Below are 15,942 nucleotides of genomic sequence, written 5' to 3' on the forward strand. Positions count from 1 at the left end.
AACCACACGTCACTCGGTTAGATGAGTGTGGACACCAGAACACCCCGCACACCCACGGGGGACCGCTCGTCGGGATTCGACGACGTTCCCGCGCTGAGCATGGTGAAGGTGCCGAGCGATCCGGCGCAGGTCATCGTCAACCATGCGAGCTTCCGCGTCCAGCTGGCGGGTGCGTCACGGGGCCAGTCCCCGCGCATCGCGCGGAACCTGGGCTCCCCCGGCGCCGGCGCTCCGGGCCGAGCGGGCGGGGCCGGTCCGGCCGGCGGGGCCCGCCGCCGTGCGCCCGTCGTCTGGAGCGGGAAGTCCGCGCCGGACGACACCGGCGCCCATCGCCTGCTCCAGGCCGTACGGAGCGCGGGCGTGACCCACGGCTCCAAGAGGCCGACGGCGGACGCCGGTTCGACCCAGGTCATCCCGCGGATCGGCGGACAGCCGGGCTACGCGGGCGACCTGACCGTCGACACGGTCGAGACGCCCCTCGTCGGCAGCCAGCGCGCCCCCCTCGGCGAAGAGCAGCGGCTGCTGCCCCAGATGCGCAGCGTGGGCAGCGCCTACGACGAACCGCGGTACGCGGGGCCGCCGTACGGCGAACCCGCCTACCCGGACGGCGGTTTCGGGGACGACGACGGCTACGAGGACGACCGCTTCGACGAGGCGGAGGGCGAAGCCCCCGTCAGGCGGCGTGGCACCGACACCGTGCGGCACGCCTATCACCCCGGGCGCCGGATGAACCTCGGGGTCGTGCTGCTTCCGCTGCGCGTCTTCCTCGGCTTCATCTCCGTCTACGCGGGCATGGGCAAGCTCTGCGACCCCGTCTACTTCGACGGCGGCAAGCGCGGCTCCATGGTGAAGTGGCTCAACACCCTGCACCCGTGGGAAGTCGCCGAGCCGCTGCGGCAGTTCGCGCTCCAGCACCCCGTCGGCTCCGGGCTCGTCATCGCCTTCTTCCAGGTCATCGTGGGCGTCCTGACCGTCCTCGGCCTGTGGCAGCGGGTGGCGGCCGTCGTCGGCGCGGCACTGTCGGCGGCGCTCATCGTCACCGTCAGCTGGAAGACGGTGCCCGTGTACGACGCGCCCGACATCATCTATCTCGCCGCCTGGTCCCCGCTGATCATCGCGGGTGCCCCGGTCTACAGCGCCGACGGACGGCTCGCCGGCGAGGCCTGGCGGACGCTCGGGCCGCGCGCCGACATCTGGGACCTGCGCGCCCGGGTGCTGCGGCGCGGCGCGCTGCTCACCGCCGTCGTCGTGGGGCTGACCCTGCTCGTCGGCTCGCTCCTCGGCGGTGCCGTCCGCGACTCCAGCCGGATCGTCGTCCCCGGTCCCGGCGAGGCCCCGCGCAACGAACTGCCGGGCTCCCCGCTCCCCGAGACGCCCGGCCGGCGGCACCAGAAGGCCACCCCCTCGGCCTCCCAGACGCCCACGCACAGCTCTTCCGCGACCCCGTCGCACACGGCCACCCCGGGGGCGACCCAGGCGACCGGCGGCCCGTCCGGCAGCGGGCAGCAGCCCAGCCAGACCCAGGGCACCGGCCAGGCGCCGCCGCAGCAGTCCTCGCCGGTCGGCCGGGCCCCGAGCACCAGCGCGGGTCCCTCCAGCGGCGGCGGCACGTCGACCGGTGGCAGCGGTGCCGGTGGCGCCGGCGGCACGGGCGGTACGGGCACCTCGACCGGTACCTCCACCGGCGGGAGCTCCTCCACCGGCCAGCCGGGTCTGGTGGGCGGCCTGCTGGGCTGAGGCCCGCCGCCCCCCATGGGCGGGCACCACGACGGCAGGGCCCCGCACACGCTGTGCGGGGCCCTGCCGTCGTGCCTGGCTCTCGTGGGCGGCGAGGGCTGTTCCTCGGCGCCTTCGGCGGCGCGGGCGGCGCGGGCGGCGCGGGGTGGCCTCTGGGGTCGCGCGGCGGCCTACGGGGGCCGCGAGGGCGATGCCCCGGGGCCCCTCAGCGGCCCGGGGCCGTGAGGGTGGTCCCCGGCGGTCCCCGGTGGGCCCCGGTGATCCCGTCCGGGGGCCCCGAGCGTCCGGCGGATACGCCCTAGCGGCCCAGGGCGGCGAGTTCCTTCGCCGCCTCCGTGAGGTCCTTGGCGGTGTCGATGGCGCGCCAGTAGGCGCCCTGCGGGATCGGGAAGCCGGACAGCCGGCGCTCGCGGGCCAGGCGCGGGAACGTGGTGCGCTCGTGGTCACCGCGCTCGGGGAGCATCTCGGTGAACTCCGGCGAGAAGACGTACACGCCCGCGTTGATCTCGAACGTGGAGGGCGGGGCCTCGATGAAGTCCGTGATGTGCCCGAAGCCGTCCGTCTTGACGGCACCCCACGGGATGCGCGGACGGGCCAGCGCGAGCGTGGCGACGGCGTCGCGCTCGGCGTGGAAGTCGGCCATGTCGCGCAGCGAGAAACGGGTCCAGATGTCACCGTTCGTCGCGTACCAGGGCAGCTCGGGGTGCGGCAGATGCGCGGCTGCGTACTTGAGGCCGCCGCCGCGGCCGAGGGGCTCCGTCTCGACGACCGTCGTGACGGAGAGCGGGAGGTCGGCCGAGTCGAGCCACTTCTGGAGCACCTCGGCGAGGTGACCGCAGGAGACGACGACGTCGGTCACGCCCTCTTCGGCGAGCCAGGTCAGCTGGTGGCCGATGATCGGTGTCCCGGTGCCCGGGATCTCGACCATCGGCTTGGGCCGGTCGTCGGTGTAGGGACGCAGCCGGGAGCCCTGGCCGCCGGCCAGGACGACGGCTTGAACGGGGCGCGACGCGGCGTTCGGATCGGTCATGTCCGAACTGTACGTGGCGCCCCGCACGCGGATTCCCGGGCCGGCCGTTCCTTAATCAGCTCCTACCGCGCCGCGGTGGGTTCCCGCCGCGCCGACCGGAACCGGCTGCCGCGCCGACCGGAACCGGCTGCCGCGCCGACCGGAACCGGCTGCCGCGCCGACCGGAACCGGCTGCCGCGCCGACCGGAACCGGCCGCCGCGCCGACCGGAACCGGCCGCCGCGGCGAGACCGCGGGCCGGCGCCGACGGAAGGCCGGGACCTCGGAGCCGGGAGCTCGGGACACGCCCTCAGAGATGGGTGGCCGCGACCCCCGAGGCGAACGCCGTGTCGCAGACTGGCCGCGCGAAGGACTGGGCGCGCGTCGGCCCGTACGCGCGGACCGCTGCGCGGCCCAGGGCGCGGGCGATGGAGACGCAGTGCTTCGCGAGCGACGGACGGCCGTTCACCGCCTCCTGGAGGTGGGTGAGGGCCACCCCCGGGTTCTTGTCCTGGAGTTCCAGGAGCAGCTTGTCGCGCAGGACGTCCTGCGGGGCACGGGAGACGGCTCGCGTCGAGACCTCCTCGGAGGACGCGGTGAGCACCGAGCTCGAGGGATTCCCCGACCAGTTGACTTGGGTGACCGCGAGAGTCCCGGAGAGCACCAGGACGACAGGCAGAACGAGGGCGAGGGTGCGGCCGATCTGACGGGCCGGGCCGCGGCCACGCCGGGGCCGCTGGTTAGTGGTGGAGTGCTTCACGCGAGTGAGGGTAGCGCGGGGTGATGATTTGGCGACATTTAGTCACCAGTTCGGGGGACGGGGAAGTTGGTTTTTCGGGGTAGCGGGTTGACGCGCGGAGCCCCGCGGGGTCCGTACGGGGATCGCGCGGAGGTCGAAATGCCCGGTCTGCCGGGGTATTTGTCGACAACGAAGGGGGCCCCGCGGTCAGCCGCGGGGCCCCCTTCGTCAACGTGGGTGAATTCGACCCCTATGGGGTGTGCGCCTTCGCCCGGATGACGCGGACGTCAGTCGGACAGGCGCTCGCCCGTCGAGGTGGAGAACACGTGGATCTCGCCCGGACGCGGCACGACGTGCAGCGTGGCGCCCTTGTCCGGGACCGCGCGGCCGTTGACGCGGACGACGAGGTCCTTCTGCTCGTCGCCGACCTTGGCGGAGCCGTAGACGTAGCCGTCGGCGCCGAGCTCCTCGACGACGTTCACGGAGACGGCCAGGCCGGCCGGGGCGTCCTCGGTGCCCTTGGAGAGCGACTTGGCGGCCTCGCCGTTGTGCTCGACGACGTCGAAGTGCTCCGGGCGGACGCCGACGGTGACCGTACGGTCGCCCTTGTCGGCGGCGGCCTTCAGGGCCTCGCGGTTGACCGGGACGACGCTGTTGCCGAACTTCACGCCGCCGTCGGTGATCGGGACCTCGATCAGGTTCATGGCCGGGGAGCCGATGAAGCCGGCGACGAAGAGGTTGGCCGGGCGGTCGTACATGTTGCGCGGCGAGTCGACCTGCTGGAGCAGACCGTCCTTGAGCACGGCCACGCGGTCGCCCATGGTCATGGCCTCGACCTGGTCGTGGGTGACGTACACCGTGGTGATGCCCAGGCGGCGCTGGAGCGAGGCGATCTGCGTACGGGTGGAGACGCGGAGCTTGGCGTCGAGGTTCGACAGCGGCTCGTCCATGAGGAAGACCTGGGGCTCGCGCACGATCGCGCGGCCCATCGCGACACGCTGGCGCTGACCGCCGGAGAGGGCCTTCGGCTTGCGGCCGAGGTACTCGGTGAGGTCGAGGATCTTCGCCGCGTCCTCGACCTTCTGGCGGATCTCGGCCTTGTTGACGCCGGCGATCTTGAGCGCGAAGCCCATGTTGTCGGCGACGGTCATGTGCGGGTACAGCGCGTAGTTCTGGAACACCATCGCGATGTCCCGGTCCTTGGGCGGCAGGTGCGTGACGTCGCGGTCGCCGATGTGGATCGAACCGCCGTTGACGTCCTCGAGACCCGCGAGCATGCGCAGGGAGGTGGACTTTCCGCAGCCGGAGGGACCGACGAGGACGAGGAACTCGCCGTCCGCGACGTCGAGCTCCAGCTGGTCGACGGCGGGCTTGTCGCCACCCGGGTAGATGCGGGTCGCCTTGTTGAACGAGACAGTGGCCATGGTGAGGGGCCCCCTTCACCGGCAGGAACGTGCCGGACGATCCGTTGTAAAGGTGGTGTTCCACTATGGAAACGCCCATAGTGGTGTAGTCCATCTGAGTGAACTGGGTCAGGACGCTACCTGGCGTTCATGTGTTCTGTCAGCACCCCGGCACCGGTGAAGTTCGCGGAAACTCCCGACGGCTCCCCGCTGTGACGTGGGTACACTGCACGGGCACGCACGCCCCGGCGCGCGGCAGGCCTCCTTAGCTCAGATGGCCAGAGCAACGCACTTGTAATGCGTAGGTCGTCGGTTCGAATCCGACAGGGGGCTCCCTTGCAAGCCCAGCTCAGACGTGGTCTGAGCTGGGCTTTTGCGTTCAGCGGATGCGACGGCGGGCGCGGGAGCGGGCTGCGCGGCGGTCCGCAGTCTCAGTTCTAGTCTCAGTCGCGGGTTTGGACGCCTGCTCCGGGGCGGGCAGGAAGGCGTTTCCCATGCGGCGCATGGCGTCCTTCGAGAGATGCGAGCGGCCCTTGACGTAGCGGCGCGTCTGGCTGATCTGGGTGTGCCGCAGGATCTCCATGATGGTCGGCATGTCCACCCCCAGTTCGTTCAGGATCGTGCCGGCCGTGTGGCGGCTCCCGTCGTAGAGGCGACGGTCACCGATGCCCGCCTCTGCCAGTAGCTCCTTGAACTCTCCCCAGTCGTCGCGGGGGTCGATGGGGCGACCGTCGGCTCGGGTGAACACGGCTTGGTGCTCCTGCCAGAGTTCGCCTGCCGCCTCCCGCATTTCGTCCTGCTGCGCTTTGTGTGCGACCAGATAGGGGGTGAAGGCGGGCGGGATCGGTACGGGGTTAGTGCTCTTCTTCGTCTTGGGACGAGTGAAGGCCAGTCCTCCGCCCTTGCGGTCCGGGCAGATGCTCGCGTGCTTGACGCATGTCTTGGTGCACGGCTTTGGGCAACCGCGCTTGTAACCCTTGTGCGTGGCGCACTCGGGGGGACAGGGCTCGAACCGATGCACTCGCGCCCCGCACGCGTGCGCATCCCCACAGCCGTGCCGCCATGTGAGTCGCTGGAGCTGCCACCGGGGGTGGAACAGCTCCGCCTCAAGGTCGACGTACTGCCAGCGCAGTCCCAGGGTCTCGCCCTGCCGGAAGCCCATGCCGACCCCGACGATCCACCGCATGAACGTAGGCCGTTTAGCAGCCGCTTCCAGGAACGCTTTCGCCTCTTCCTGGGTGAACGGGTTCGTCTCGGTCTCCTCGATGCTGGGCGGGTCGACCAGCGTGGCGACGTTCTCGCCGATCATGCGGCGGCGGTGGGCAATCTTCAGGGCCCGCGACAGGATGCGGTGCACCTTGACCACGTGGGACGGGGCGCGCCCGGCGTCGAGCATGGTCCGGTACATCTGTTCGAGGTGCTCGGGGGCGAGCTTGTCGATGCGGTGCTTTCCGACGCCGGGGATGATGTCGTTGCGGGTCTTGGACCAGTAGTCGTCCAGCGAGCGGGGCTTGAGCTTGAGGCTTGCGATGTCGGTCAGGTAGGTCTCCATCCACTGTCCGACCGTGGGCTTACGGCCCGCCTTGGTCGCGCGGCCCTCGTCACGCAGCTTCTCCAGTTCACGGACCTTGCGACGCACGGCGGGCTCGGTGCGGGCCATGCGGTGCCGGCGGTCGGGACTCCCGTCGGGCAGTACGCCCATGGTGACGCGACCGTGCCACCAGCCGTCATCGCCGAGGTAGATGGTGGATTCCAGGTTCGACTTGCGCGGGCTCATGCATCTCTCCAAGACAGAGGCGGCCCCGGACGAATCGTCCGGGGCCGCCTTGGCGGGCTGGGGTTAGAGGCTGTCGACGTAGGCCTTGAGGACGGCCACTTTGATGCGGCGGCACCGCCCCTGCTTCACGAAGGCCAGGACGCCATCAGCCATGAGTTCGTAGACCGTGGATCGACCCAGCCGTAGGGCTTCGGCTGCTTCCTCGGGGGTGTAGAGAAGGGGCTCAACGGGGCGAACGGCGGTGCTCATGCTGCTTGCCTCCTCGGCACTTTCTGACGGTAGGGCCGCAATCCGCTGACAGAACTGACAGAACCTCCCCGGCGAGCCGTTGACCTGAGGTTTTGGTGTGTTCTGGATCTCTGACAGAACTGAGTTAAAACCTGACAGAACCTCGTCGGGGGAGGTTCTGTCACAGGACGCCCGGCGGGCCGCCGGGAGTTCTGTCAGGTTTTAACTCAGTTCTGTCATAACCGGGATCATGGTCGTTTGTGCAGGTCAGCGGTTTGCGCGGGGGGTTGTGTCAGTTCTGTCGGCGGTCTGGGGGTTCTGTCAGGCTCCGCGCGCGATGCGCGGGTGGGTCTCGTAGCGGGGCGAGGGCGGCCGGCCGCCCTTGCTGGACCGAGGCGGGGGCGGGAGTTGGCGGATCCAGCCGTGCTCTTCGAGCAGGGCGAGCGCGGGGTCGAGGTCGCCGATCTCGGGGAAGTCGGCCGGGCGCAGCGACCGATACAGCTCTCGCTTGGCGAACTGTGCGGGGTTGCTGGAGACGAGCTGGGCGAGGACGGTCACCGCGGATTCGTGGGCGGGGCCGGCGCTCATGACGGTGAACACGTCCAAGGCGTGCGCGGTGAAGTAGTCCCCCAGCTCGGTAGCGGCGGCCATGGTGGACGCCTCGATGGGCTTGTGCCATCCGTCCTCGGGGTGGGCGGCGAGGTGCAGGAGTCCGGCGATGCGGGCGACTGCCCCGTCTCGCTTGGACGCCCATTTCACGATCGGAGCGAAACTCCCGTCCGGCCCGAGACGCGACTCGGTGACCTTCTGGAAGGCCAGGAGCACCGCGTCGGCTTCCGGGGTGAGCTGGATGAGGGCAGGGTCGGTCCAGTCCGACAGGGCGAGCGTCATGCCCGCCAGGTGCTTGGCGTAGGTGGCGGCAACCTGCTCGTCCAGCAGGGCGGGCGTCAGGTTGCGGAAGCCGACCAGGGAAAGGGGCTTGGAGTACAGGAAGCGGGCGAGGAGCCCGCGCCCGTCGGCCCCGTCGATGCGGCTGAGCGCGTCCAGGACTTCCGGCTGAACGGCCAGACCGATCGTGACGGCCGGTGAGTCGACGTGCTGCGCACTGCGGCCCTGCCGGTTGACCCGCAGCATGTCCCCGGCGTGCCCCTTGAGGAACATCCCCATGTTGGGCTTGCCCGTGTAGCGGCCAGCGATGATGTCGAACAGCTCCCCCTCGGCGCTCAGGCAGGAGATCCGCCCACCCTGCTCGTCCAGGAGCGTGCCGACGTTCTCCGGCGTCACGTCGTCCGCGACGAGCTGCGGTTCGGCAGGAATCCTCATCTTGTCCGCGTCCTGCGCGAGTTGGACGGCTTCGGCTGTCTGGGTGGCGCGGTGTTCGGGCTCCGCGTTCGCTGCTTTGGCGGCGGCTTTCTCGGCGGCCGCTTTGGCCAGCTTGGCCAGGGTCTCCGCCTCAGCCCTGACGGGTCCGGAGAGTTCGATCAGGGCCTTCTCCGCATCGAGCAGCGGCTTGACCATGAGGTCGAACACGGCGGACTTGCGGTTGCCGGGAGGCAGGGCGATGGCCGTGTAGATGTTCACGGGCTCACGCCAGTGCCCGCGTACGCAGACCTTGACGCGTCCGCCGGCGGCGGTGGCGAGGACCGCCAGAGCCAGGCACCCGGCGAGGTCCGCCGGGGTCTGGGTCTCCTCGGCGACCCCGCGCACCATGCTGCCCAACCAGGCCGGGAAGGCGTGGACGGGGAAGTCGGGGAGCGGCGGGCGTGCCCGCAGGGGTACGGGTTCGTCCCAGGCGGGGCCGGTGATCTGCTCAGGCTCGATGTCCTCGAACCCTTCCCACAGATCCGCGCGAACGTCGTTGGTCGTCATGCGGCGGTCCTCCCTTCCGAGTCGGGGGCCAACAGCGGGCACACGGTGCGGTGTTCGGTGTGAGCGGCGACCAGTTGCAGCACGGCGGCACGACCGATGGCGTGCCGCTCGTAGCCGCAGGTGCACCAGGAACGCGCGGACGGGCTGACGCTCCACAAGGGCGGCGCGATGATGTGGAGCCAGGCCACGGGGCGGCGCCCGTCGTCCGGGTGCGGGCCAGGGCGAACAGCAATGGGGACGCCTTCGGCGACGCCCTTCGGCTCGCCCACGGCCGGATTGTCCACAGGCTGTGCAGCGACCTGGGGGCAGTCCGGGGTGGTGGTGATGCTCTTCAGATGGGGATGCTGGCGGTCGCTCATGCCGTCGCCCGGCGACTCTGGTTGTGGGCAATTGACCAGTCCAGAGCACTCCGCAGGGTCGAGCGGCACTCGGACGCGGACAGGCCGGCCGCCTCGCCCCCCTCCTGAAGAGCCTGTTCGACCACGTGCCGGGGGAGGTCGCCCCACGCGACGAACCGCCCCAACGCGCGTGCGGCCCGGAACAACATGGCTTCCCGTTCGCCGACTTGAGCCATCGCGACGTTCCGTACCTCGGCGGCGAGCGCTACATCCGCGTATCGACGGGATTGCCCTGCTACGGCCACGGAAGGGGCCCGAGAGGGCTTGGGGGCGGGTTGCAGGATGTTTCGGAGCCAGGAGGGCAGAGGGGCCGTCTCAGAGCCACAGAGCGGCTCGTAGTCTCCGGTGGGGGTGATGCTGCCGGCGACGACGTAGCCGCCCCATCCCCGGGTGTCGATCCTTTTGGCGAGGCGTCCTTTGGTGGAGTTCAGCCGCACGCCCGGGGGTTGGGTGAAGTACAGGTGCTCCCCACCGCGCGCGGTCCGCACCCGGTAGGTGTCCGGCGAAGATTCTCGGGCGCGCTCGCAGAGCGCTGCAAAGGAAGTCGCGCCGTCAGGCGTTCCTTTCAGGTCTTCGGGCTTGAGCGTGTCCAGGTCGACAACCATTAGCCCGGAGGGGCCGGTTGCGATGCCGACGTTGAACGGCCCAGTGGACCACGTGGCGCGGATGCGGTCAGGGTCGATTGTGGCGCGCTGCTCCCACTTCCGGTGCCCGCTCGTGCACGCTCCCGTTCCGGTGCACGTCCGCTCCCCATGCAGAGCAGGGAACTTGACACCCGGGCGGAGAGGGAAGACGTACCAGCCGCGAGCAGCAGCCTCTAGTGCCGCGTTCAGCAGGTGCTCGCTCACGCGGCCACCTCCAGCCGAGGGGCGAGGGTGACGTGGCAGTCGGCGCCGAACGCACGCCGGTAGCCGGCGGTGGCGCCGCCGATGCACGAGTAGGCGTCCAGGACCCGGAACACGTCACCGTGTCCGAGCCGTAAGACGAGGGCTCGCCGGATGTCGGTCGGTTGGTTCATGCTGGATGTCTCCAGTTCCTTGATGAGTTGCTGGACAGCAAGGGCGACCCCGGTTCTTGGCGGAGTGGGGGTCGCCCTTGGCGTATCTAGAAGGGCGGTTCGTCGAGCCAGGGGTCTCGGTGGGCGACGCGCCGCCGCAGCATGCGGGGCAGGCGGGGGAGAGGCAGGAGTACCGTGCGCCACTCGGTCCAGCAGTCGCACGGGTAGCACTCGGTGCCCGCGTACTCGCCGGTGTCGTAGTCGCCGTAGTCGCGCTCGATGGCGCCGGCGCCCTTGCAGTCGGGGCAGTCCGGGCGGGGGGTGTCGGTCAGGACCAGCGTTCGGCGGGACCAGCCGACGACCTCAAGTCGCAGTCGCATTGCGGGGTTGTCCTTCCGTTGGTCAGCCATGGAAGTGGCTGCGCTTGATGACGGCTTTGCGGATGTTGACCGTGCTGCCCTTGCCTCCGCTGATCGCGCGGGCCGGGGCGCGCAGGGCGAGGACGATGACGGCGACCCACACGAGTGCTCCGCCGCTGATTCCGGCGGCGGCGCTGACGATCTCGCCCACGCCGTAGCCGATACCGGCCGCGAGGGCGCCGCCCCCCAGTCCCGCGCCCAGGAAGCGCTGAGCGACGGGGTCCAGGAGCGGGAGCGGGGTCAGGTCGCGCGGCTCGGTGGCGAGGATCGGGGCGGGGGCGAGGTGCTTGGGCATGGGGACCATGCGCCCGTAGGCGTCGGGCACCCACACCACGGCCTGACGCTCGCCGTACGGGTCCAGGGCCACCGAGTGGCCCGGGTCGTAGGGGGCGAGGGGCTGCGGCTGGTGGACGGTCACGGCCCGTTCTGCGGGCAGATGGGCGGGGTGTTCGGGGTACATGCGGAATCCCTTCCGGTGCTCGGTCAGGGAGGCGGAGGCACACCCTCGGGGGTGGGCTGTGGAGGGGGTTTTCGGGGTCTGACCTGGGATGCCTCCCTGACTCCCTGAGCGATCATTTGTGCAGCTCAGGGCCAGGGAGGCGGGTCAGGGAGGCTTACAGGGAGTTCTCCCTGCCTCCCTGACCCGGGCGGGGTCGGCTCCCTGTCATCCGTCGAGGGAAGCGGAACCGTTCCCGTCGCGGTTGGCGAGTGCTTGGGTGACGCGGTCGCGGCTGACGACCATGACGCCGTCGGACTTGTAGGGCTCCGCGCCGGCGTCGTCCAGGACCCGCTTGAGGTCCAGGAACGACCAGCCGCCGTACGCCTGCTCGTTCAGCGTCGCGAGCCGCTTGAGGACGTCCTTGGTGCGGACCCTCGGGGCGTCGCCGAGGGCGGCGAGGATGTCGGTGAGCGGGTCGCGGTCCTCGCCCCGCTCGATGACGGTCAGGGTGGTGACCCCGTCCCGCAGGGCCTTGGCACGGTCGGCGATCGCGGTCGCTTCCTCGGTGCTGATGTAGTGCGTGCGGACCGTGATGGACGACTGCCCGGCCGGGGCCTGGATGCCGTCGGACGCGACGACCAGCGTTCCCTTGTCGAGCCCGGGGCGCAGCAGGTGCGGGGCGGCGCCGCCGTTCACGGCCTTGTCCCCGAGTGCCATGCGGGACTGCGACTCGGTGCCCAGCGCGAGGGAGGCGCGGGTGTGGGCTCCCTCGCGGACCAGCTTGGGAAGGTTCTGGTCGGTCGGGTCCTGCGTGCCCTGCCACAGCAGCACGTTGACCGCGCGGCCCTGGTTGTGAATCTTGCGGGCGGCCATGAAGTACCGGGAGTTGGACGACGATCCGCCGTAGGGCCGCTTGTCCTCGTCCTTGAGCGGGCACATGAACGCGACCTGCGCCTCGTCCACGTTCACGATCAGAGCCGGGAACTGCGTTCCGGGCGGCGCCATCAGACGCCGGTTCATCTCCTCCACCGCGTCCTCCAGCATCATCGTGACCTGGATGACGTGGTCGTCGGTCGGGCCCTGGATGAAGCGCGTGGCGAGCCCCTCGAACATGGCCCAGTCACCCACACCCTTGAGATCCCCGACCCAGAACTCCACAGACCGGTCCAGCGCGACCCACAGGGCCAGCGAGCGGAGCGCGGCGGTCTTGCCCTGGTTGGACAGGCCCGTGATCAGAAGGTGCCGCTGGTAGACGGACAGGGCCGCCGCGTCGCCCCGCAGGTCCTCGCCCCACGGTGCGCGACCCTTGGCGTAATCGGCGGTCATGGTCTCGTCGGTGACCAGCGGGGACGGGCCGATCGGCTCGTCCAGCGCCCCCGAGTCGGCGACCCACAGGCGGACCGTGCGGGCGGCCTGCGGGATGGTGATGAACACCTCGTGCTCGTGCCGGGTCAGGTTCTCGGCGAGCTTCCGCCTGCGGTTCTGCACCTCGATCGTGGACACCCCCGAGGGCAGGGTGACGTCGACCTCGACGCCGCATCCGGCGATCCGGATCGGTCCGAGCATGCTCGCGCCCGCGTCGCCCATGTCCTTGATGGCGTTGCGGAGCGCGGGGACGCCGAGGTCGCGCAGTGCCTTGACGACGATCGACGGGGTGATCGGCTCCCCCTCGCTGCTGCGGACGGTGTCTGGCAGGGCCCAAGCGGGTGCGGCCTGCTGTTTGCTGCCCACCGCCCATAAGGCGAGCAGCGCCAGGAACGGGCCGACGGCGAGGGCCGGGCCCCACACCACCTGAACGATGGTGATGAGCAGGTTGATGAACTCGATCGTGGCCATCAACGGCGTGACGACCTGCGTGACGTCCTTCGTAGCGATCGCCATCACGACCCCGAGCGCGACCAGCGAACCGACCCCCATGCCCGCGCTCACGGCGACGCCCTTGGCCGCGTCGAGCGGGGAGTGGAGCAGGTCCATGCGGCGGCGGTGGCGGGCCTCGCGGAAGTGCTGCCCGCGCTCCTCCCACTCCGCCGCCACCTCGTGGTTCCCCGCGGCTTCGGCGGCCCGGAACATCCGCTCGTAGCGGGAGGCGGTCCGACCGTCCCATGTCCGCTTCGCCGCGATCCGCGCGCCCCCGGCGACGTAGAGGGTGTGCCGGGCGACCGCGCGGGCGGTCGCCCTGGTGGTCTCGTGCGTGACCGCCGTGCGGATGGCGCGTCCGGAGCGGACCCACAGCGGGACCGGCGCGGCGGGTGCCGGTTCGGGGACCACGGTCAACGTGGTCACGGCGGCCGACTCGGTGTCTTTGTGCAGGTGAACGACGTTCTCACTCATGGTGAAGCGGACTCCTGACTGCCCCGGAACGGGGTGAAAGTGATGGGGGAAGTGCGGTGCGGGCGGGTGGCGCGGTGCGGGTCACCACCAGCCGGACGACTTCTTGGCGGCCTTGGCGCGGGCGGCCTCGGTGACGATGCGCTGCCGCTCGATCTGCAACGCGGTGATCTCCGCGATCAGCCGCGTCTCCGCCGAGGTCGAGACCGAGTCGATCCGGTTCTCGGCGCGGCCGGTGCTCTTGCCGCGCATCACCCGGTACGAGCCGCCCGCGACGGCGGCGAGCATCTGACGGCGCTCGGAGCCGGTGAGCGGCCACAGTTCGCCGCATCGGACGGCTTCGAGCTTGCGGTTCGTCTCGCGGATCGCCCGGTCCAGGCGACGGGTGTCGGGCTTGGACATGGTCAGACCGCCTTTCCGGCGTTGGGGGCGAGGATGAGGTGAATGTCGGCGAGCTGGACGGTCGAGCCCTGAGCGCGCAGCCAAGCGGCGACTTCGCGGGTGACCCGGTCGAAGCAGAAGAACGCGGGGGCCGTGACCGTGCCGTGGGCGAACCCGGGGCCCTCGCCGGGCACGCTCACGTGCGCGTGCCACGCGTATTCGATGCTGCCCGGGGCAGCGTTGGTGCTGGTCACAGCGGAACTCCAAGGTGTGGAGGGAGGGTTCATGCGGCGCGCTGGTCGTCGGGGTAGGCGCAGGGCACGCAGGTCCCGAGCGAGGCGGGGATGACGTATCCGGCGTCGGTGCGGCACTGCGGGCAGGTGCGGCGCGCGAGCATCGCTTTGGCGAGCGCGGCCCGCCGGCCCGCAGTCATCGGGCGGACGGGCTTGGCGCGGTCGACGCGGTAGAGGTAGGCGACCAGCGGGCCCCGCCGGTAGCGCGGACGCAGAACCTGCGCCGCGATCGGCTGACCTCCCGGCCGTAGCCCCCGGGCCCGTAACTGCCGTCGGGTGGCGAACCCGTCCGGGGCCAGACGCCACGGGAACGTCGGTAAACCGTGGCGGGCACCGTTCGGGTCGAAGCACTTGCCGAACGAGCCGCCCATCAGACGGTGTTGGCGGCGCGCTCGGTGAGCAGGGTGTCGCGCAGCATCCGGGCGTTGGCCGGCGACGTGCGGACCGTGCGGCGAATACCCTCAGCCGTGATCTGGTCGTCCGACCAACCGGCCGTTGCCGTGCGGGCCTCATCGATCAGTTGCTCAGTGGTGCGGCGCGGCCGGGCCGATCGGGCAACATCGGGAACCCGCCCGGTCGCGCGGCGCGATCGAGTCGACTCCGCCGCGACCGAACGCCCCTCGATCTCAACGGGCACCCGGTGCGGAATCGGCTTGGCCTGTTGAGTCGACTTCAGGAAGTCCACGGCCACCGGATCGGGCATCTGCGTCGGGAGTACCGGGGCGGGTGCCGGGGTCGATACCGGGAGGTCAGCGGTAGACCGATTCTTTATGATCTCGGTAGATTTCTCCGCATTCGCGTCCGGCGTCGAAATCGGGGCGGGGCGGTGGTGAAGCACCTTGGCGACCAGGTCGGAGCCGAAGTAGATCGACCCAACCGGAAGCGATGTGGCGAGCAGGACCAGGGCCCAGTTTGCGGGGTCCCAGTCGGCGAGCCGCGTCCAGTCGAGCCGGGCGTCGTGCAGCTTGGGCACGAGGCCGTGCACGTAGTTGAGGATCAGGGAGGCGAGCGTGTAGGTGCCCAGCACCCGCAGCGCGAACGTCCGGTCCCTACCCGCGAGCACGAGGGTCGCGACCAGGGCCAGGGCCATCAGGCCATCGACCACGAACGGGTACAGCGTCGCGGCCGTGTTGTCCGCGCCGACCGCGTTCGCGATGTCCCGCAACGCGTTCCACGAGACCCGGAACGCCATGGCGACCACGGCGACCAGGGCCAGCACGAGAGCGGCCCGCCCTTTGCGGTGAAGGCTCATGCCACACCGCCCGTCGCGCCGCCGGCGGCCCGGTTGGCGAGGTCGCGTTCGGCGGCCAGCAGCCGGCGATACGCCCGGCGGATGCGCCGGACGTCCAGCTCGGTCGGCGTGCGGTCGAGCGTGATGATCTGCGCGTCGAGCAGGTCGACGTCCGCGAGGATCGCGGGCATCTCCACCTCGATCGCGTCCAGCTCCGCGTCCGTCGGCTCCATGAAGTCGGCGAACGCGGTAACAGCTTCTCGAACAGTGACGATGGGGTTCATTGGGTCGTGTTCCTCTCACACAGGAACGGCCCGAACAGCGGCCCCGGTGTTCCAGCACCGGGGCCGCGCGCCGTTGAAGTCGGTAGATCCGGCTCCCCTCGGCGCTGCTCGTACGAGACGAGCAGCGGAGGCAACCGGCCCGCAACAAGGTGGGTTGCGGAGGGCTGGGGTAGCTCTGAACGTCACGCGGGAGAACCCGCGAGGCCGCCTACTTGGCCGGGGAGAGGCAGCGTGATCCCCATTCAGTTGTCAAAAAACGGCCGCTCCGATGGGCCTGGTAACCCCCTGATCAGGGGCTCCCGTCTTCACGGGTACTCACCGAGCACTGTCAGTGCAGGCAGGCACACTCAATGGTGTTGCACCACCTGCTCAACTTGTTGGTACAAGCTGATGCAGTGATGCTGCACCCAC

Annotated in this window: 18 protein-coding genes and 1 tRNA gene; 2 read left to right on the plus strand and 17 right to left on the minus strand. The window is 70.4% G+C overall.

The genetic code is table 11. From position 1 onward, the window contains the following. Positions 1–21: 21 nt before the first annotated feature. On the plus strand, positions 22–1,737 hold the full coding sequence (locus tag ACZ4AA_RS11435; protein WP_467599211.1) for a DoxX family protein: 1,716 nt from the start codon (positions 22–24) through the stop codon (positions 1,735–1,737). 298 nt (positions 1,738–2,035) lie between these two features. Here the strand turns inward: ACZ4AA_RS11435 and ACZ4AA_RS11440 are convergent, their stop codons facing one another. From ACZ4AA_RS11440 to ACZ4AA_RS11450, 3 genes are all read right to left on the minus strand, one after another. Continuing rightward, positions 2,036–2,767 (minus strand): nucleotidyltransferase family protein, encoded by a 732-nt coding sequence (locus ACZ4AA_RS11440; RefSeq protein ID WP_467599214.1) that lies wholly within the window; start codon positions 2,765–2,767, stop codon positions 2,036–2,038. 288 nt (positions 2,768–3,055) lie between these two features. Further along, entirely contained in the window at positions 3,056–3,505 is a 450-nt protein-coding gene (locus tag ACZ4AA_RS11445) for a hypothetical protein (RefSeq protein ID WP_467599217.1), read from the minus strand. Between the two features lie 266 nt (positions 3,506–3,771). Then, on the minus strand, positions 3,772–4,908 hold the full coding sequence (locus ACZ4AA_RS11450) for an ABC transporter ATP-binding protein (protein WP_467599220.1): 1,137 nt from the start codon (positions 4,906–4,908) through the stop codon (positions 3,772–3,774). A 238-nt stretch (positions 4,909–5,146) separates the two neighbouring features. Between ACZ4AA_RS11450 and ACZ4AA_RS11455 the strand changes: the two genes are divergently transcribed. Beyond that, a tRNA-Thr gene (locus tag ACZ4AA_RS11455) sits at positions 5,147–5,220 on the plus strand. A gap of 46 nt (positions 5,221–5,266) precedes the next feature. Here the strand turns inward: ACZ4AA_RS11455 and ACZ4AA_RS11460 are convergent. From ACZ4AA_RS11460 to ACZ4AA_RS11525, 14 genes are all read right to left on the minus strand, one after another. Continuing rightward, positions 5,267–6,664 carry a tyrosine-type recombinase/integrase gene (locus ACZ4AA_RS11460; RefSeq protein ID WP_467599223.1) on the minus strand — a complete coding sequence of 466 codons (1,398 nt, stop codon included), beginning with the start codon at positions 6,662–6,664 and terminating at the stop codon, positions 5,267–5,269. Between the two features lie 63 nt (positions 6,665–6,727). Further along, a complete protein-coding gene (locus tag ACZ4AA_RS11465; RefSeq protein ID WP_190171268.1) occupies positions 6,728–6,913 on the minus strand; it encodes a helix-turn-helix domain-containing protein in 186 nt (61 codons plus the stop codon). 300 nt (positions 6,914–7,213) lie between these two features. Continuing rightward, positions 7,214–8,761, minus strand: coding sequence for a YfjI family protein (locus ACZ4AA_RS11470; RefSeq protein ID WP_467599226.1), 1,548 nt, complete (start codon positions 8,759–8,761; stop codon positions 7,214–7,216). Next, complete coding sequence (locus ACZ4AA_RS11475) at positions 8,758–9,120, minus strand: hypothetical protein (protein WP_467599229.1); 363 nt, start codon at positions 9,118–9,120, stop codon at positions 8,758–8,760. Before ACZ4AA_RS11475 ends, ACZ4AA_RS11470 begins: the two co-directional genes overlap by 4 nt. After that, positions 9,117–10,007 (minus strand): bifunctional DNA primase/polymerase, encoded by an 891-nt coding sequence (locus tag ACZ4AA_RS11480; RefSeq protein WP_467599232.1) that lies wholly within the window; start codon positions 10,005–10,007, stop codon positions 9,117–9,119. Before ACZ4AA_RS11480 ends, ACZ4AA_RS11475 begins: the two co-directional genes overlap by 4 nt. Beyond that, entirely contained in the window at positions 10,004–10,177 is a 174-nt protein-coding gene (locus ACZ4AA_RS11485) for a hypothetical protein (protein WP_467599235.1), read from the minus strand. The genes ACZ4AA_RS11480 and ACZ4AA_RS11485 overlap by 4 nt, the downstream gene beginning before the upstream one ends. Before the next feature lie 86 nt (positions 10,178–10,263). Further along, a complete protein-coding gene (locus ACZ4AA_RS11490; RefSeq protein ID WP_467599237.1) occupies positions 10,264–10,536 on the minus strand; it encodes a hypothetical protein in 273 nt (90 codons plus the stop codon). Positions 10,537–10,558: 22 nt separating this feature from the next. Further along, the gene (locus tag ACZ4AA_RS11495) at positions 10,559–11,035 is read right to left on the minus strand and encodes a hypothetical protein (protein WP_467599240.1); all 477 of its coding nucleotides are present in this window, start codon (positions 11,033–11,035) and stop codon (positions 10,559–10,561) included. Between the two features lie 204 nt (positions 11,036–11,239). Then, a complete protein-coding gene (locus ACZ4AA_RS11500) occupies positions 11,240–13,345 on the minus strand; it encodes an ATP-binding protein (protein ID WP_467599243.1) in 2,106 nt (701 codons plus the stop codon). Between the two features lie 81 nt (positions 13,346–13,426). After that, the gene (locus ACZ4AA_RS11505; protein WP_467599246.1) at positions 13,427–13,744 is read right to left on the minus strand and encodes a hypothetical protein; all 318 of its coding nucleotides are present in this window, start codon (positions 13,742–13,744) and stop codon (positions 13,427–13,429) included. A gap of 2 nt (positions 13,745–13,746) precedes the next feature. Continuing rightward, entirely contained in the window at positions 13,747–13,977 is a 231-nt protein-coding gene (locus tag ACZ4AA_RS11510; RefSeq protein WP_467599249.1) for a hypothetical protein, read from the minus strand. A gap of 29 nt (positions 13,978–14,006) precedes the next feature. After that, complete coding sequence (locus tag ACZ4AA_RS11515) at positions 14,007–14,387, minus strand: RRQRL motif-containing zinc-binding protein (RefSeq protein ID WP_467599252.1); 381 nt, start codon at positions 14,385–14,387, stop codon at positions 14,007–14,009. Further along, positions 14,387–15,268 (minus strand): DUF2637 domain-containing protein, encoded by an 882-nt coding sequence (locus ACZ4AA_RS11520; RefSeq protein ID WP_467599254.1) that lies wholly within the window; start codon positions 15,266–15,268, stop codon positions 14,387–14,389. Before ACZ4AA_RS11520 ends, ACZ4AA_RS11515 begins: the two co-directional genes overlap by 1 nt. Beyond that, positions 15,265–15,531 carry a DUF6284 family protein gene (locus ACZ4AA_RS11525; RefSeq protein WP_467599257.1) on the minus strand — a complete coding sequence of 89 codons (267 nt, stop codon included), beginning with the start codon at positions 15,529–15,531 and terminating at the stop codon, positions 15,265–15,267. The genes ACZ4AA_RS11520 and ACZ4AA_RS11525 overlap by 4 nt, the downstream gene beginning before the upstream one ends. Positions 15,532–15,942 lie beyond the last annotated feature (411 nt).

The sequence above is a fragment of the Streptomyces sp. NPDC024698 genome, from assembly GCF_055559015.1.